Origin of the sequence: Paenibacillus sp. NPDC057934 (assembly GCF_042887565.1) — a bacterium.
Lineage (GTDB): Bacteria > Bacillota > Bacilli > Paenibacillales > Paenibacillaceae > Paenibacillus_AQ.
In genome coordinates, this window is record NZ_JBHVPB010000007.1 from 169,362 (window position 1) to 183,694 (window position 14,333).

Sequence of the window (14,333 nt, forward strand, 5' to 3'; positions counted from 1 at the left end):
TTCAACCTTTTCGAGGGCCAATTGCAGACTGTAACTCGTCCCCTAGAAAGTTAATCGACACCACTAGCAAAGTAATGGCAAGACCAGGGAACGTCGCAATCCACCAAGCCATCGAAATATAGCTTCGTCCCTCTGACAGCAAACTTCCCCAATCCGGAATTTCTTCCGAACTCCCAAGTCCAAGAAAACTGAGTCCTGAGCCCATTAAGATCGCACTGCCTACGCCGATCGTCCCCATGACCAGCAAGGAGGAAAAGGCATGCGGCGCAATATGCGAGAAGAGAATTCTAAGATGTGAGGTACCGATGCTTCTCGCCGCTTCAATGAATGTGCGATTCTTAATCGTTAGCACCTGTCCGCGTAGCACGCGAGCAAAGCTAGGAATGATCGAAATACTGACAGCGATGATTAAATTAAATTTACTTGGCCCCAGCACCGCCGAAACCGTGAGTGCCAACAGAATTCCTGGGATGGTCATCAGTGTATCAATAAGACGCATCAGCACAGCATCGATGAACCCCCCGCTATACCCGGCAATAGCACCGATCAATGCGCCAATCCCTCCACCGAGCAGCACCGCAGAGATTCCGATGATCAAAGCATCCCTACTACCATAGATAACGAGGGTTAAGATATCTCGTCCAAAATAATCCGTTCCGAGGAAGTGGCTCCCGCCGGGTGCCTGCAAGATCGCTGCACCATTCATCTCGGTAGGAGAATAAGGAGCAATCCAGCCAGGAACAAGTGCAAACAGCACCAGACAGGCAATCATCAGCACGGAAACGGTTATCATTGCTCTTGAAAAAAGACTTCGTTTAGCGTTCACCTTATTCGTTCCCTTTCTTCTTGGCTCATGGTTTGCCTTTATACATGCAAGCTAGGCTTGGCGAATCCTTGGATCAATGATTGCATACGACAAGTCGACCAATAGATTGACCAGAATATAGATTGAAGCCGTCAGCAGAATCGCCCCTTGGACTACAGGCAGATCTTTTGCCAAAATGGCATCCAGGATTACTCTGCCTACGCCTTGCCTTGCAAACACAGATTCAATAACAACCGCACCGGCGAGCAGTTCTCCGAGGAGCATCCCCATCATCGTTACCGCTGGAATGAGTGCATTACGCAGGACATGCTGATACATCACGCTTCTCTCCGGCAGCCCCTTCGCGCGCAGTGTTCTTACAAAGGGTTCATGCACCACTTCCAGAATACTGCCTCGCACCATGCGAGCAATTAGCCCTGAGCCAACAATGCCCATCGTCGCTGCCGGGAGGATGAGATACTGAAACCCGCCTACGCCTGAAGCCGGAAGCCATTGCAGATTAACGGAAAAGAGGAGAACAAGAAGAATAGCTACCCAGAACGTCGGCATCGAAATGCCGAAGATACTGAGCAGCCGAATGAGATGATCAAGACTGCGATGTCGGTACACTGCCGACACAACGCCTAGCAACACGCCAAACACTATAGATATAGCCATGCTTAGAAGCGTTAACCATAGCGTTGCAGGGAACTGCGCCATGAGTTTGGTCATCACAGGTTCATTATCCACGAGCGACTTTCCGAAATCTCCCCGGAATACCTTGCCCAAATACTGGAGGTACTGTTTATGGAGCGGTTGATCCAAGCCGAATTCATGCTTCAGCTTGGCCACAACCTCCGGGGATACCGGATTTCCAGCAATTTTAATATTGATCGGGTCTCCCGGCAGGAGGTGAAGAAGAAAGAACACAAGTGTTATGGTGCAGAGTAAGACCACGATGGAGACTAGTAGTCGGTAAAGAATAGTTCTAAGCATTTCTCCCCGTCTCCCTCCTGCTGCCTATTTCGAGACTGCAACGTCATAGAATTGCGGATACCCTGGGAAGTCAAATGTAATTCCGCTAACTTTCTTACTTTCTGCAATGGTGTATGGGAACACATATACAGGAATAGAAACGGCATTCTTCACAAAGTATTGTTGTAGTTCTTTATAAGTCGCAATCCGTTTTTCCGGATCGGCTTCTTGGTAAGCGTCTGTTAACTGCTGCTCAATCTGCGGATCATAGAAACGAGCAAAGTTGGAGTTCGCATATTCATTCGTAGACCAGTTCGCTTTGGAGAAAATAGTTCTTAAAATATCAGGATCTCCACCAGCAAAGCTGTGGCCGACTAGATCATAGCTGGCAGCTTTCAGTGCATCAACATAAGGGCCCGCAGCCATAATCGAAACATTCATCTTCACACCGATTTGCTTCACTTGCTGCTGCACCATTTTAATGATGTCCCCGCGTTTTTCTCTATTGCCGGTGATATCAATATAATTGATCTCCAGTGGCTTACCGTCTTTTTCGCGGATACCATCCGCACCTAACTTCCAGCCTTCTTCATCAAGCAATTGGTTAGCATGCTGAATATCTACCTTATATGAATCTTCCAGGGAAGAATCGTAGCCTAAGGTTGAGGAGGACAATGGACTCCATGACCGCGGGAATGTGCCAAGGTACAGAGATTTCACAATCGCATCGATATCGACAGTAGATTGTATCGCCTGGCGAAGCTTCACATTATTCCATGGTGCTTTCTCATTATTAAAGGTGAGCTGGAAAGTAGCACCTGGGAGCAAAGCCTTCTGAATCTGGTAATTAGGGTCTTTCTCCAATGCGACAATATTCTGAGCCGGAATAGATTCGGCGGCAAGCACCTGACCACTTTGCAAGCTGCTGACGCGAGTCGCTTCTTCCGGAATAAGCTTCAACACGATTTTATCCAAATAAGCTGGACCACTATGTTCCGCTGCCGGTGAAGGCCACTTATAATCGCTATTTTTCTCCAAGACGATCTCGGAATTTGCAACCCAGGAGGCCAGCTTGAACGGACCGGTTCCTACAGGATGCTGACCCACTTGGTCGCCATACTTCTTAAAGGACTCTGGCGATTGAATGCCCAAAGTGGATTTAGCCAGATTACTTAAGAAAGGCGTAAACGGTTCTTTAAAATTCACTTTAAGGGTAGACTCGTCGATGACCTCGGAAGACTCGTACGGTCCTAGCAATTGTTTCGCATAAACGGACTTCCCGTTAGGATCAGCGCTTCTGTCAAAATTGACTTTGACTGCCTCTGCGTTGAATGGTGTACCGTCATGGAAAGTAACGTCTGTACGCAGCTTGAAGGTATAACTCTTCTTATCTGCTGAAATTTCCCAGGACTCTGCCAGCCAAGGTTTGATTGTATGATCCGGCAGTTCGCCCACCAGACTATCAAATATATTCCGGCCAACCCGGAAGTCAATGTCAGAAGAGGTGACCCCGACATCCAGCGTACTCGGAGAGCCCGCAAGTGCGAAGGTTAACTCCCCTCCCTCAGTAGGAGTAGATGCTGGAGCTTCATTCGTTGATGCTGTATTAGCAGGAGCATTCTTGTCACCACTGCTGCATCCTGAAACCACTAATGAAAATCCAATAGCCATGACGATGGCCCACTTAAACTTAGGAAAAGAAAGATTCATGGTTACACCCCTTGTGTTTTTTCGCATAGGAATACATGGAATTAAATCACAAGTTGACCGCGCGTTCAACTTGTGATCAATTATATTCACTCCCTCACGCACTGTCAATTTTAAATTTTTTTAATTCAAATTAGTTATTTCAATACCAAATGTTCAAATTGACAGCCAGGCGGGAAGCAAGCTATAATGATCCACAAATTAAACGAACGGTCAATCTGTGGGTGTAGCTGCACTTTAATCCGAGTATACTCATTCTCTTAGTTGATCAAATAGTGGGAGGAATCATTGTGAGTCGAAAACAAATAAAACTGGCCGTAAATTTGCGCGGCGTTGGGGACAGTATTTCTGAATGGAGACATCCTGATGCTCAGCCGGACGCCAGCGTGAATTTCGAGCTGTATAAGCAGTGGGCCAAAAAAGCGGAGTCTGCCCTGTTGGATGCCATCTTTATTGCGGACGGCTTGTACATTACAGAACAGTCACTGCCCCATTTTTTAAATCGCTTTGAACCTGTCTCGCTACTAAGTGCCTTAGCCACAGTAACCTCCAACATTGGTCTAGTCGGGACCGTATCGTCAACCTTCAGCGAACCTTTTACAATAGCACGCCAGTTTGGAACCCTTGATAAAATTAGCGGGGGAAGAGCCGGCTGGAATGTGGTGACCTCCGGTACGCTGGACGGTGCAGCAGATAATTACAACAAAAAGCAAATCGAACATGATGCGAAGTACAAATTGGCCACAGAATTTCTAGAAGTTACAAAAGGATTATGGTCATCCTGGGAAGAGGATGCATTCGTACGCGATAAGGAAAGCGGAGTGTTTTTTGACCCAGCGAAAATGCATACGCTGAATCATAAAGGTGAGTTTTTTTCCGTCAAAGGACCGCTTAGCATTGAACGTTCACCGCAGGGCCAACCGGTTATTTTTCAAGCGGGAACATCGGAAGTAGGTCGCAACTTTGCAGCAGAGCAAGCCGATGCCATCTATTGCATCCCCAAAACGATCACAGAATCGATTGCTTTTAGAAAGGATATGAGAAGAAGAGCGGAGACCTTCAGTAGATCAGCAGACGATATTCTCGTCTTCCCAAGCATCGCTCCAGTTGTGGGCAGAACCGCAGAGGAAGCGGAGCAGAAATATCAGGAAATGGCGAGCTTAGTCACGATTACGGATGCCCTTAAATATACCAGCCGCTTTTTTAACCACCATGATTTAACGCAGTATCCGCTGGATGAGCCCGCATTGAACTTGCTCGATCTTGTACCGACTCAACAAGGTTCACTAAAGAGCTTTACCGAAGCTCTGAAAAGTGGTATATCGCTTCGCCAGCTTGCTTTAGAAGCTACTACACCACGCAGTCCGTTTATGGGAACGCCTGAACAGGTCGCAAATACGTTGCAAGAATGGTTTGAAGCAGGCGCCGCAGACGGGTTCATGCTCGTTCCCTTTGGTCCTTTTGGCATGGATGACTTCTTAACTCAAGTGGTTCCGATTCTGCAAGAACGTGGTTTGTTCCGAACAGAGTATGACAGTGATACACTTAGAGGGAATCTGGGCTTAAATATTCCACAGAACCATTATGTAACAAATTAATTCCCTAATGAATACGTCAAAAAACCGTGAAGCCCTTGGTAATCAAGGAGATTCACGGTTTTTATGTATGTAGCGCCTACTAGCGAAGAAAGAGCTTCAGTGCCTGCTCTACATTACTCTCATCAAAGAGCCCTTCACTCCTAGTATTCTCCATGAACATACCATTCACGATCGAGGCAAAATGAATCGATAGCCGGTAAGGATCACCTTCGATGAATTGCCCGGCGTTTTGCCCCTGCTCGATCAATTTCGCAATGGTTTGTCGTCTAAAGCTATAGGCTTTATCCACGTCGCTCTTATAGGGCTCAGGCAACTGTTCAAAACTTAGAAACTGCATGGAAAAGGCCAGATTAAATTGCATCTCAACGGCATCTCCGGCTAATTTAGATTTCTGTATGATAACTACATCCTTAGCCAATTGACAAAGCCTGTCCCATGGAGTGCCTTCCAACTCATACAGGAGATGATGCGCGTCTTGTTCGGAAATGCCTAAGATATCAGCGGCCAAAATACTGTATAACTCTATTTTCGACTCAAAATAGTTATAGATCAGACCTTTGCTCATGCCTGCTGCCTTCGCAATTTCGCTGATCGTCGTGCCCTGAAGCCCGTTATCAACAAATAGTGGCAAGGCCGATTTTAAGATCTGTTTTTTTCGCTCCTCACGGAGTTGAACATCTTTTTCATGATTTCTGGGCATTCCATAATCTCCAATCAATCGAAATATCCGCCCTTTAAAATGGGCAAAATTTTCACCGCAAACTCTTGCGGCGTCTCCGGCCGTTTCTCCATATTCCAGCGATAAGTGATACCATAGATCGACCAAGTCAAGATATTCGCCGCGATTCGCAAGGTATCTTCAGCGGTATCTTTGCAGTCATTAACCATAATTTTAAAAATAATGTCTTCAAGATAGGCTTTTATATCTTTTTCCACGTAAGAGGCAATCGCTTCATAATTTCGCTTACAAATCTGATTTGTAGTTACATGATATTCGCATAAAGAGATCACGATAAGCTTAATCGTTTCTTCCGATAAATCCGCTTCTGAACCGACCCTTTTATTGACAAAATCCATAAAGGAAGCTGAAAAATAACTATCGGTAAGGGAAAATTTATCTGTAAAATGCGCATAAAAAGTCGCTCTGTTGATCGTCGCCAGCTTGGAAATATCACTGACAGTAATGGCGTTAAACTCCTTTGTGGTCAGCAAATCAATATAAGCGTCGATAATTAATTGCCGTGTTCTAATCACGCGCGGGTCAGAGGCATTCACTTCAGATATTGGCATACTCATTTCACCTCGTAACTATCTTTCCAACAATTATATAGAAATGTTGTGTTAGCAACAACTGTATATAAGATCAGACTATAAAAGACGAATTTAAGCTTTAAACTTAAGGCTTGGTCGTCACTACGGTGGAATGTTTGGACTTCCGGCCGCTGTTGTCTCCAGATTTCTTTCCATTGTACCGCTGATTGCGGTTGAAATCTGGAGACAGCCTGTGCTTCCGATGCGAGCTTTCCTGCGGAAAGCTTTCAGGCGGTCGCTACCGCTCCTACAGTTCCAAACTTCCCCCTTCGTTCCTCCTCGCCTCTTGTTTTTCTTTTGTTCATCTTATATAACAATTTCTAAACACAACACCTTTATAAGTTCTTGCTTAAAGAACAGATCTGAACAATCGTTGTTGGTTGCACGCTGGATAAGGTGTTACATAACACACCTATAACTCAAAATGGAGATAATGTCTCGTGACTTCCAGAAACATAGCGTTCGTAAGGCCAAATTGAACGATGGATAGGCTGCTTTCTCAGGATCACCGCTTAATCGCTACTATGATCTTCAAAATAAGCTATATAGGATAGAGCAGCTACCATGAATCTTGTTCTGAAGAATCAAGGAACAACGCAGATACATAAATACTTCACTTGCCGCTAGGTTTCGATGCTTACAGTTGTCTCGGACAAGTGAGTACGTTAAATTATGGATTTGCGCACTGGAAAGAGATAGTATATCCACCGATTTCAATACCAACTAAAATTGAAAAACGCCCTAACTACCCTTATCTATGCATGAATTGCATATTGCATAAATAAGGCTTTTTTGCCCGCAGATGCAAACTATATCCGATGAACAAAAGAAGAGAAGGAATGGAGGGGAAGATTGGAACTGTAGGAGCGCAGCGTTCGCCTGAAAGCTTTCCACAGGAAAGCTAGCATCGGAAGCATAGGCTGTGCCCGGATTTCAACCGCGAAACGCGGTTTAATCGAAGAAATCTGGGCACAACAGCGACCGGAAGTCCAAACTTCACCGGAATGACGCCGAGACGTATGTTTGAATCTTATGTTCACCTTATACTCATGCACTTTGCAATTTCATCGCATATTCCCTACAATTTAACGTGCTTATCTATACTTGAAACGGATAAAGGAGAACACATTCATGAGCTACCGCATTCTAATCGTTGAGGATGATATGGATATAAATCAGCTGCTTGCACAAATACTGAAGGATAACGGCTACACCGTCACTAGCGCTTATTCAGGCTCGGAAGGCCATTTGCTGATGAAGCATGAGACCTTCGATTGTCTATTGCTGGATTTGATGCTGCCTGGAATGGACGGGAAGTCGTTGATAACAACGATCCGGGAACAGCATACGATACCCATCATCGTCATCTCCGCCATGCTGGGTACGGATGCTCGTGTAGCCACGCTGCGTCTAGGAGCGGATGACTTCATCGCAAAACCTTTTGAAAATGAAGAAGTATTGGCTCGTGTAGAGGCACAACTCCGAAGAAGCCAAATTTTTTCTAAAAGCAATACCTCCTCCTCCGCTACATTGCTTCGTCATAAAAATTGTGAATGTAACACAGCAACAATGACGGTAAGCATGAACGGAACACCCATCGACCTCACATCGCTTGAATATCAGATCCTTACCCTCTTTCTTCAGCATCCAGAGCGGGTATTTACCCGTTCGAATATTTTCACTTCTTGCTGGAAGCAGGAGTTTTTAGGTGAAGATAATACGGTAGACGTACATATCAGTCGTATTCGCAGTAAAATCGCCCAATACGATCGCGAGGAATACATCAAAACCGTGCGTGGCATTGGTTATCGCTTAAACCCGTGAACTTCAGAAAGTCTTCAGAATTCCTTCATGCTCTTGTATTCTTCGTTCGCTAAGATAAGTACATCGAAGGAGGTATGGTCATGAGTGAAAACATCGTCGCTACGAATGGATTATCTAAAAAATATAGCTCTTCTTTTGCGCTAATGGATTGTTCCTTAAATATTGAAAAAGGTCAGATCTATGGTCTAGTCGGGAAGAACGGAGCAGGGAAAACCACATTGATGAGACTCATCTGTGGTCAGAGTTACCCAACATCGGGATCGCTGTCTTTGTTTGGAAACGGTGATTCCCGAAAGCTAGAAGAGAGCCGCACACGCATCGGCTGTGTAATTGAATCCCCCACGTTTTATCCGAACCTTTCAGCAAAGAAAAATTTGAAAATCTATTGTATGAAAAAAGGGATTCCTATTACCGGTGAGCTGGACGAGTTACTGGAATTTGTGGGTCTCAGCGATACAGGCCGTAAGAAATTCTCCCAGTTCTCCTTAGGTATGAAAGAGCGGCTAGGCATTGCGCGTGCGCTGCTTGGTAAACCGGAGTTTCTGGTGCTGGATGAACCTACGAACGGCCTTGATCCTTTGGGGATCTCACAGATTAGGGACTTGATCCTGAAGCTTAATCAAGAACAGGGTGTTACCATTCTGATCTCCAGCCATATATTGAAGGAGCTTAGCTCGGTAGCCACCCATTATGGATTCATTGACAACGGGATACTGATCGAGCAGATTAGCGCAAAAGAACTCGAGGCACAGTCCAAGGGGGCACTAGTCATCAAAGTCAGTAACACTGCGAAGGCATCCACGGTTCTCGACATCTGTGGTTATAAGAATTATAAAGTTTTTCCCCAGAATATTATTCGCTGTTACGATCAAGTGGACCATCCGGAACAGATGAATCGGGAACTCAACGAAAACGGCGTAGACGTATTCTCATTAACAGAAGAAAGAAAAGATCTGGAGGATTACTTCATGAGCTTGTTAGGAGAGCGTTCAAATGCTTAATTATTGTAAAGCTGATTTATATCGTATCGGTACCCGCTTGTCATTCTTGGTATGGTGCTTCATCTTGATTGCCGTTCCGGCCTTGCTGATCATTGGTGTAAGCAGTCATTATGCCCCATCCATCGTTGTCCATGTCGTTCCAGGCATTATGTATGTAGCCTTTTTCTTTATCACGCTAATCATTACAGAATACACATTCCGAGAAGATATGCAGCTAGGCCTATATAAAAATGATACAACCAGTGGCATCACACGAACGACCATCTTTATCTCCAAATATTTCAGCGGACTCCTGCTCTTATTGCTCATGTGGATACTCTGCTCCGCTTCTACCATGGCTTCAGTCTTTTATAGCTTCGGTACAGCAGATGGGAGCACTTTGCTTCAAGAGATGGTATCCACGACGATGATTTCTTATTTTCTGAGTATCGCTGCCTATCTCGCCTTATTCCAGATGCTAAGTGTTCTGATCCAAAAGACGGCTTCACTGATCTTGGTATGTATTCTGAGCAGTACGGTGCTTTCTAATATCAGTCACTTGCTGGGCTCAACTTTCCCTGGTTTTAGCAGAGTGCTGACTTTCCTAAATCCGGTGGCTGAGAACAGTGCACCCTCTGTAACGCTGCAGATTGTGATGCTCACCATCCCGGTGGTTTGTGTTCTCGTGCTATTAGGGATTGGCAGTTTCTTATTCCGCAAAAAAGAACTTTAAGGAGACCGATATGCTCATTGTGACGATCGTTTTAGGTGCGGCAGCCTGCTTATTTGCCATCCTCTATGGCCTACAGGTCTCCCAGACGCGGCGGCTGATGCAAAAACTCAGACAACTGAACAACGAAGAACGATCCCAACTCGTCACGATGAGCTTTCCCTCTAAGCTGAATCAGGAGCTTGTCATTGAGATTAATCGGCTTATTCATGCCAAGGAACAGATGGCGCGTTCTTATCAATGGAATGAAAAGAAATTTCATCAAGGAATCTCTAATATTTCTCACGATATGCGAACACCGTTAACAGCCATTCTAGGCTATCTACACATGTTGAATCAGGGTAAAGTAACCCATCAGGAACAAGCGAACTATCTTCGCATTGTAGAAAAAAGGGCCCGCTCGCTCCATCGTCTCATAGCGGATTTCTACGATTTATCCCGCTTGGATGAAGGAGAATACGCTCTTGAATCCACTTTAATCGATGTCAACGAGATTGGTCTGAACTTACTGGCCGAAGTCTATGACGATTTTGAAGCCTCTGGCTTTCAAGTGGAAGCTTCTCTTCCTCCTGCTGCCCCAAAGGTTGTTGCAGATGCTAACGCTGTACATCGGGTCATCGAGAATGTGCTCCAAAATGCCAAGAAGCATGGGAAAAATAAATTACTAGTGGATAGTAAGGTCGAGTCTGGCTCCATCGTGATGTCCTTTTCAAATGGAAGTGAGGTCATTACAAAACAAGAGTTATCTCATGTGTTCGACCGGTCATATACGACAAGCAGCAGCCGAACAAATGACAGCACTGGACTCGGGCTTTCCATTTGTAAAACGCTGCTGTCACAGATGGGTCATAACATTAAGGCGGACTATGCCGAAGGGATTTTCACAATTACAATTTTTTGGAATATTGAGAGTGAGGAATATAACAATGAAGAAGCAAAAAGCAAGTAGGGGAACTGGGACCTGGGCGCTATATCTGGGATTCCTGTCGATACTCTGGTTATCTAGCATGAATGGCGTGCCTGTCATTGAAACTCTAGGGAACAAGATTGGATTTCATGACCAGAAGATTTTAACTCTAGCTGTCTTGATTCTTACGGTGCCAGGCATCCTCTTGGGGCTAAATCATCTCAAAGATTGGGGAGCGAAAATCGGCACCTTACTGTGTCTCGGTACAACGATCAATGTTGTCATTACTATAATTACTAGCTTTTATAAATAAAATATTGTGTATGCTTATTATGCAAAAGAGGAGCGGATGAATGATCCACTCCTCTTTCTTTAAATTAATCCGCGCTTGCAGTAATGTGTTCCCACTTGTCATATTCCTCAAGCATCCCGTTCAGCTGCGTACGCGCCATCACGAGACCCATGCTACCAAGCGCCAGTCTTCTCGGAGGATTGTCTGCGCCGGCGATATCGGCAACGGCTGACATTGCTTTCTCAACATCGCCATAAGGCGCGGTCTCAGCAAGATCATTATACCAATCATACAGTGGTTGATAGTCTGGGATACTGCTTGTAATTTCCTGAGTATTGGCTTGGAAGCCTGTTTTGAATCCTGCAGGTTCGACCAGCGTGAGCTTGATGCCCAGATCCTTAACTTCTGCCGCCAGACCTTCACTCAGGCTTTCAAGCGCTGCTTTGGAGCTACAGTAGATAGACAGCGTTGGCAAGCTTTGTACGCCGCCCATCGAAGAGATATTGATAATATGACCCGAGCGATTTTCCCGCATTTGTGGGAGAACGGCTTGAATGGTGGTCATTACACCAAACACATTGGTTTCATATTGCTGACGGGCTTGGTCAACAGATACTTCTTCAAAAATACCTGCTTGCGCATATCCGGCATTATTGAGCAATACATCAATGCGTCCATATTGACGTGTTACCGCCTCTACAACCTCGTTGGTCATTTCCTGATTCGTAATATCCAGGGCCAGAACTTGTACATTACTATATTGACTAAATTCAGCGGCAGCTTTCGATGGTTCCCGCATGGTGGCGACGACGTTCCATTCACGCTTGGCGAATTGAAGAACCAATTCTTTGCCGAAGCCTGTTGATGTGCCTGTGATTAAAATGGTTTGACTCATGTGTATTCCCTCCAGATCACGAATTGAGCTTGGCTCGTAAGTCATCGTAACCCTTAAAGTTCACTTTAAGGCAAGCACTATTTTTTAATGGATTCCCACCAGTTTGAAGAAGGAAATTCATTAGAACCGATAATCACCTTTTCTCCAATTTTAGGCGTAGCCAAAGCTACACCACGCTCACCCGCAGCTGCCTTCGCCCGCTCAATCGGGTTTGTCCAAGTGTGCAATGCCAGCGTGAAGCCTCCCCAGTGAATAGGAACCATTACTTTGCTCTGTACATCGAGACTCGCTTGTACGGACTCTTCAGGAACCATATGAATGTTGGCCCATTTCACATCATATTGACCTGTTTCTATGAGGGCAAGATCGAACGGACCGTATTTATTGCCAATTTCCTTAAAGTGTGGCCCATAACCACTATCCCCGCTAAAATATACATTTGATTGTTCACCTTTAATAACCCAGGAACTCCATAAAGTAGACCCAGAACGGGTGCCGCGGCCAGAGAAATGTCTTGCCGGTGTGCTAACAACGGTTAGCCCTTGGTACGACGCCTCTTCCCACCAATCGAGCTCTTGAATCTTGGCCGGATCTACGCCCCATTTCGTCAAATGTCCGGCGACCCCTAATGGAACAATAAATTGTTTGACCTTTCCTTTCAGCTTACGGATAGAAGCATAGTCCAGGTGATCATAATGATCATGCGAGATCAAGACCACATCAATGTCGGGTAACTCCTCAATTTGTGCTGGAAGATCATAGCTGTATCGCTTTGGTCCTGCGAAAGAAACCGGGGAGGCATATTTACTGAACACCGGGTCCAGCAGCATCTTCACTCCATTTGTCTTCAGCAATAGAGTCGAATGACCAAACCAGATCACTTGATCCTCGGGACTTTCCGAAAAGGCTTTTGCATCAAAACGCTCCGTCGGAAGTTTTACCTTTGGCCGACCATCCGGGTTTCCTTTTATCGTGTCGTATAGGGCTCCAGCGGTATCTTTTAGACTATAATCCATCGATGTCGGTATTTGATTGCGAAACTTCCCATCGACAAAGTTAGCAGATTCATGAATCCGCTGCTGAGTGTCCGCTGAACTTTTTCCACCAAGAGGAGGATAATAATTCAAGATTAAGAAAATTACTAATGCGAGTGCGAACAAGATTATTACATATTTCATCCAGTCTCTCCTGCTTTCTTATTCCGATGAACGTTATTTTTTAACAGTTCCAGTTTACATCTTAAAGTGCACTCCAAGGCAAGGTCTTTAATAACAACAAAGCCACCCTTTTCGATATTGTTATACACTTCAAGCTTCTGGCTAACGACTTCCAAGTCCTCACCCAGCACACGCTGCTTCCGCTTGATCTCTTCTTGATGAGCTTCTTTGTTCGAACATACGGTTGCCATCATCGCCCCTGCGAATGTTAGGCAATAGTCCTTCTTTATCGTAAAATTAGATCGTGTGAGCAGCTCAATTTAATTTTCCCGATGCCTCCTTAATTGTAAACAAAGTGCTCTCCCCCTAAGTCCGACGTTTATAACGGTAGCTTTGTAGCCGGTTTGACTTAACTCGTAACCCTTTTTTCTTTTAACATCGACCGGAAAACCAGCTTCAACACAGGTGACACTGCGAAAAAGATAAATAATGTTCGAAAGAGCTGGTAAAGCGTTACGATCGACAGATCGGCGTTTTCAACTTCCTTGGCGATGAGTACCATTTAGTTCTTACCACCTGGCGACAAGCCGAGAAATGACGTCACGATCGTAATATCAATAAGTTCCCACCACCTGGTCAATGAGCAAAACTTCCCACTCCTTTAACTTACGGTGAGGCAGATCCCACGGATCTTTAGTATAGCTTCGCAAGCTTGTTATTTACAAATGGTGTAGTGATGGAAGCCGTTTAGGAGTGGGCCGATCCCCCTGACTGTTCAACAACAGCAAATGTTTACTACAACCTGGATTAGAGTTAGAAAATCTCATTTTTTCTAGATAAATGATTATCTAAAATACAACAAATAAGCTCATCGGATATAAACCCAATGAACTCATCTGATTAGGCAAGATACTGGTGAGAAGACTCGAATTCGGGTCGGATACGCTATTTGGAAAGAAAAAAAGTCCAAGAAGACGAATCTAAAACCCGCTTAAAACTCAGAGAAGTCAAAATAGAGCGTGCCACTTTAACTTATCGGTTTCCATTACGATGATCTAAGCACCCAGCCCTTAGTCTCACCGGTGCGCCTTTATTGTAATACGTAGCCGACAACCATAGCGGGATAGCCGCCATTATTAATCAAAAGATCGG

At 45.0% G+C, this 14,333-nt stretch carries 14 protein-coding genes; 6 read left to right on the forward strand and 8 right to left on the reverse strand.

Features of this window, described 5'->3' with window-relative positions; all coding sequences use genetic code 11:
* Position 1: 1 nt before the first annotated feature.
* The 3 genes from ACFVRY_RS17665 to ACFVRY_RS17675 form a co-directional block, all read right to left on the reverse strand.
* Positions 2–793, reverse strand: a complete 792-nt coding sequence (locus ACFVRY_RS17665) for an ABC transporter permease (protein ID WP_483875153.1) — start codon at positions 791–793, stop codon at positions 2–4.
* An 84-nt stretch (positions 794–877) separates the two neighbouring features.
* Positions 878–1,801, reverse strand: a complete 924-nt coding sequence (locus ACFVRY_RS17670; protein WP_175372314.1) for an ABC transporter permease — start codon at positions 1,799–1,801, stop codon at positions 878–880.
* Positions 1,802–1,825: 24 nt separating this feature from the next.
* Positions 1,826–3,490 carry an ABC transporter substrate-binding protein gene (locus tag ACFVRY_RS17675; RefSeq protein WP_387501575.1) on the reverse strand — a complete coding sequence of 555 codons (1,665 nt, stop codon included), beginning with the start codon at positions 3,488–3,490 and terminating at the stop codon, positions 1,826–1,828.
* Positions 3,491–3,774: 284 nt separating this feature from the next.
* Here ACFVRY_RS17675 and ACFVRY_RS17680 point away from each other — a divergent pair, with 284 nt between their 5' ends.
* Entirely contained in the window at positions 3,775–5,085 is a 1,311-nt protein-coding gene (locus tag ACFVRY_RS17680; protein ID WP_387501786.1) for an LLM class flavin-dependent oxidoreductase, read from the forward strand.
* A 79-nt stretch (positions 5,086–5,164) separates the two neighbouring features.
* Here ACFVRY_RS17680 and ACFVRY_RS17685 read toward each other — a convergent pair whose 3' ends face one another.
* The gene (locus tag ACFVRY_RS17685; RefSeq protein ID WP_387501576.1) at positions 5,165–5,785 is read right to left on the reverse strand and encodes a TetR/AcrR family transcriptional regulator; all 621 of its coding nucleotides are present in this window, start codon (positions 5,783–5,785) and stop codon (positions 5,165–5,167) included.
* A gap of 14 nt (positions 5,786–5,799) precedes the next feature.
* The gene (locus ACFVRY_RS17690) at positions 5,800–6,375 is read right to left on the reverse strand and encodes a TetR/AcrR family transcriptional regulator (protein WP_387501577.1); all 576 of its coding nucleotides are present in this window, start codon (positions 6,373–6,375) and stop codon (positions 5,800–5,802) included.
* 1,152 nt (positions 6,376–7,527) lie between these two features.
* Here ACFVRY_RS17690 and ACFVRY_RS17695 point away from each other — a divergent pair.
* The 5 genes from ACFVRY_RS17695 to ACFVRY_RS17715 all read left to right on the forward strand — a co-directional run bounded on the left by ACFVRY_RS17695 (position 7,528) and on the right by ACFVRY_RS17715 (position 11,150).
* On the forward strand, positions 7,528–8,220 hold the full coding sequence (locus tag ACFVRY_RS17695) for a response regulator transcription factor (RefSeq protein ID WP_387501578.1): 693 nt from the start codon (positions 7,528–7,530) through the stop codon (positions 8,218–8,220).
* Positions 8,221–8,300: 80 nt separating this feature from the next.
* Positions 8,301–9,221: an ATP-binding cassette domain-containing protein gene (locus ACFVRY_RS17700; RefSeq protein WP_387501579.1), complete on the forward strand. Its 921-nt coding sequence runs from the start codon at positions 8,301–8,303 to the stop codon at positions 9,219–9,221.
* The gene (locus ACFVRY_RS17705; protein ID WP_387501580.1) at positions 9,214–9,933 is read left to right on the forward strand and encodes a hypothetical protein; all 720 of its coding nucleotides are present in this window, start codon (positions 9,214–9,216) and stop codon (positions 9,931–9,933) included. Before ACFVRY_RS17700 ends, ACFVRY_RS17705 begins: the two co-directional genes overlap by 8 nt.
* A gap of 10 nt (positions 9,934–9,943) precedes the next feature.
* The gene (locus ACFVRY_RS17710; protein ID WP_387501581.1) at positions 9,944–10,879 is read left to right on the forward strand and encodes a sensor histidine kinase; all 936 of its coding nucleotides are present in this window, start codon (positions 9,944–9,946) and stop codon (positions 10,877–10,879) included.
* A complete protein-coding gene (locus tag ACFVRY_RS17715; RefSeq protein ID WP_387501582.1) occupies positions 10,857–11,150 on the forward strand; it encodes a hypothetical protein in 294 nt (97 codons plus the stop codon). The genes ACFVRY_RS17710 and ACFVRY_RS17715 overlap by 23 nt, the downstream gene beginning before the upstream one ends.
* A 64-nt stretch (positions 11,151–11,214) precedes the next feature.
* Here ACFVRY_RS17715 and ACFVRY_RS17720 read toward each other — a convergent pair whose 3' ends face one another.
* The 3 genes from ACFVRY_RS17720 to ACFVRY_RS17730 all read right to left on the reverse strand — a co-directional run bounded on the left by ACFVRY_RS17720 (position 11,215) and on the right by ACFVRY_RS17730 (position 13,432).
* Entirely contained in the window at positions 11,215–12,024 is an 810-nt protein-coding gene (locus ACFVRY_RS17720) for an SDR family NAD(P)-dependent oxidoreductase (protein WP_387501583.1), read from the reverse strand.
* A 77-nt stretch (positions 12,025–12,101) separates the two neighbouring features.
* Positions 12,102–13,202 (reverse strand): MBL fold metallo-hydrolase, encoded by a 1,101-nt coding sequence (locus tag ACFVRY_RS17725; protein ID WP_387501584.1) that lies wholly within the window; start codon positions 13,200–13,202, stop codon positions 12,102–12,104.
* A complete protein-coding gene (locus ACFVRY_RS17730; protein ID WP_387501585.1) occupies positions 13,199–13,432 on the reverse strand; it encodes a hypothetical protein in 234 nt (77 codons plus the stop codon). The genes ACFVRY_RS17725 and ACFVRY_RS17730 overlap by 4 nt, the downstream gene beginning before the upstream one ends.
* Positions 13,433–14,333 lie beyond the last annotated feature (901 nt).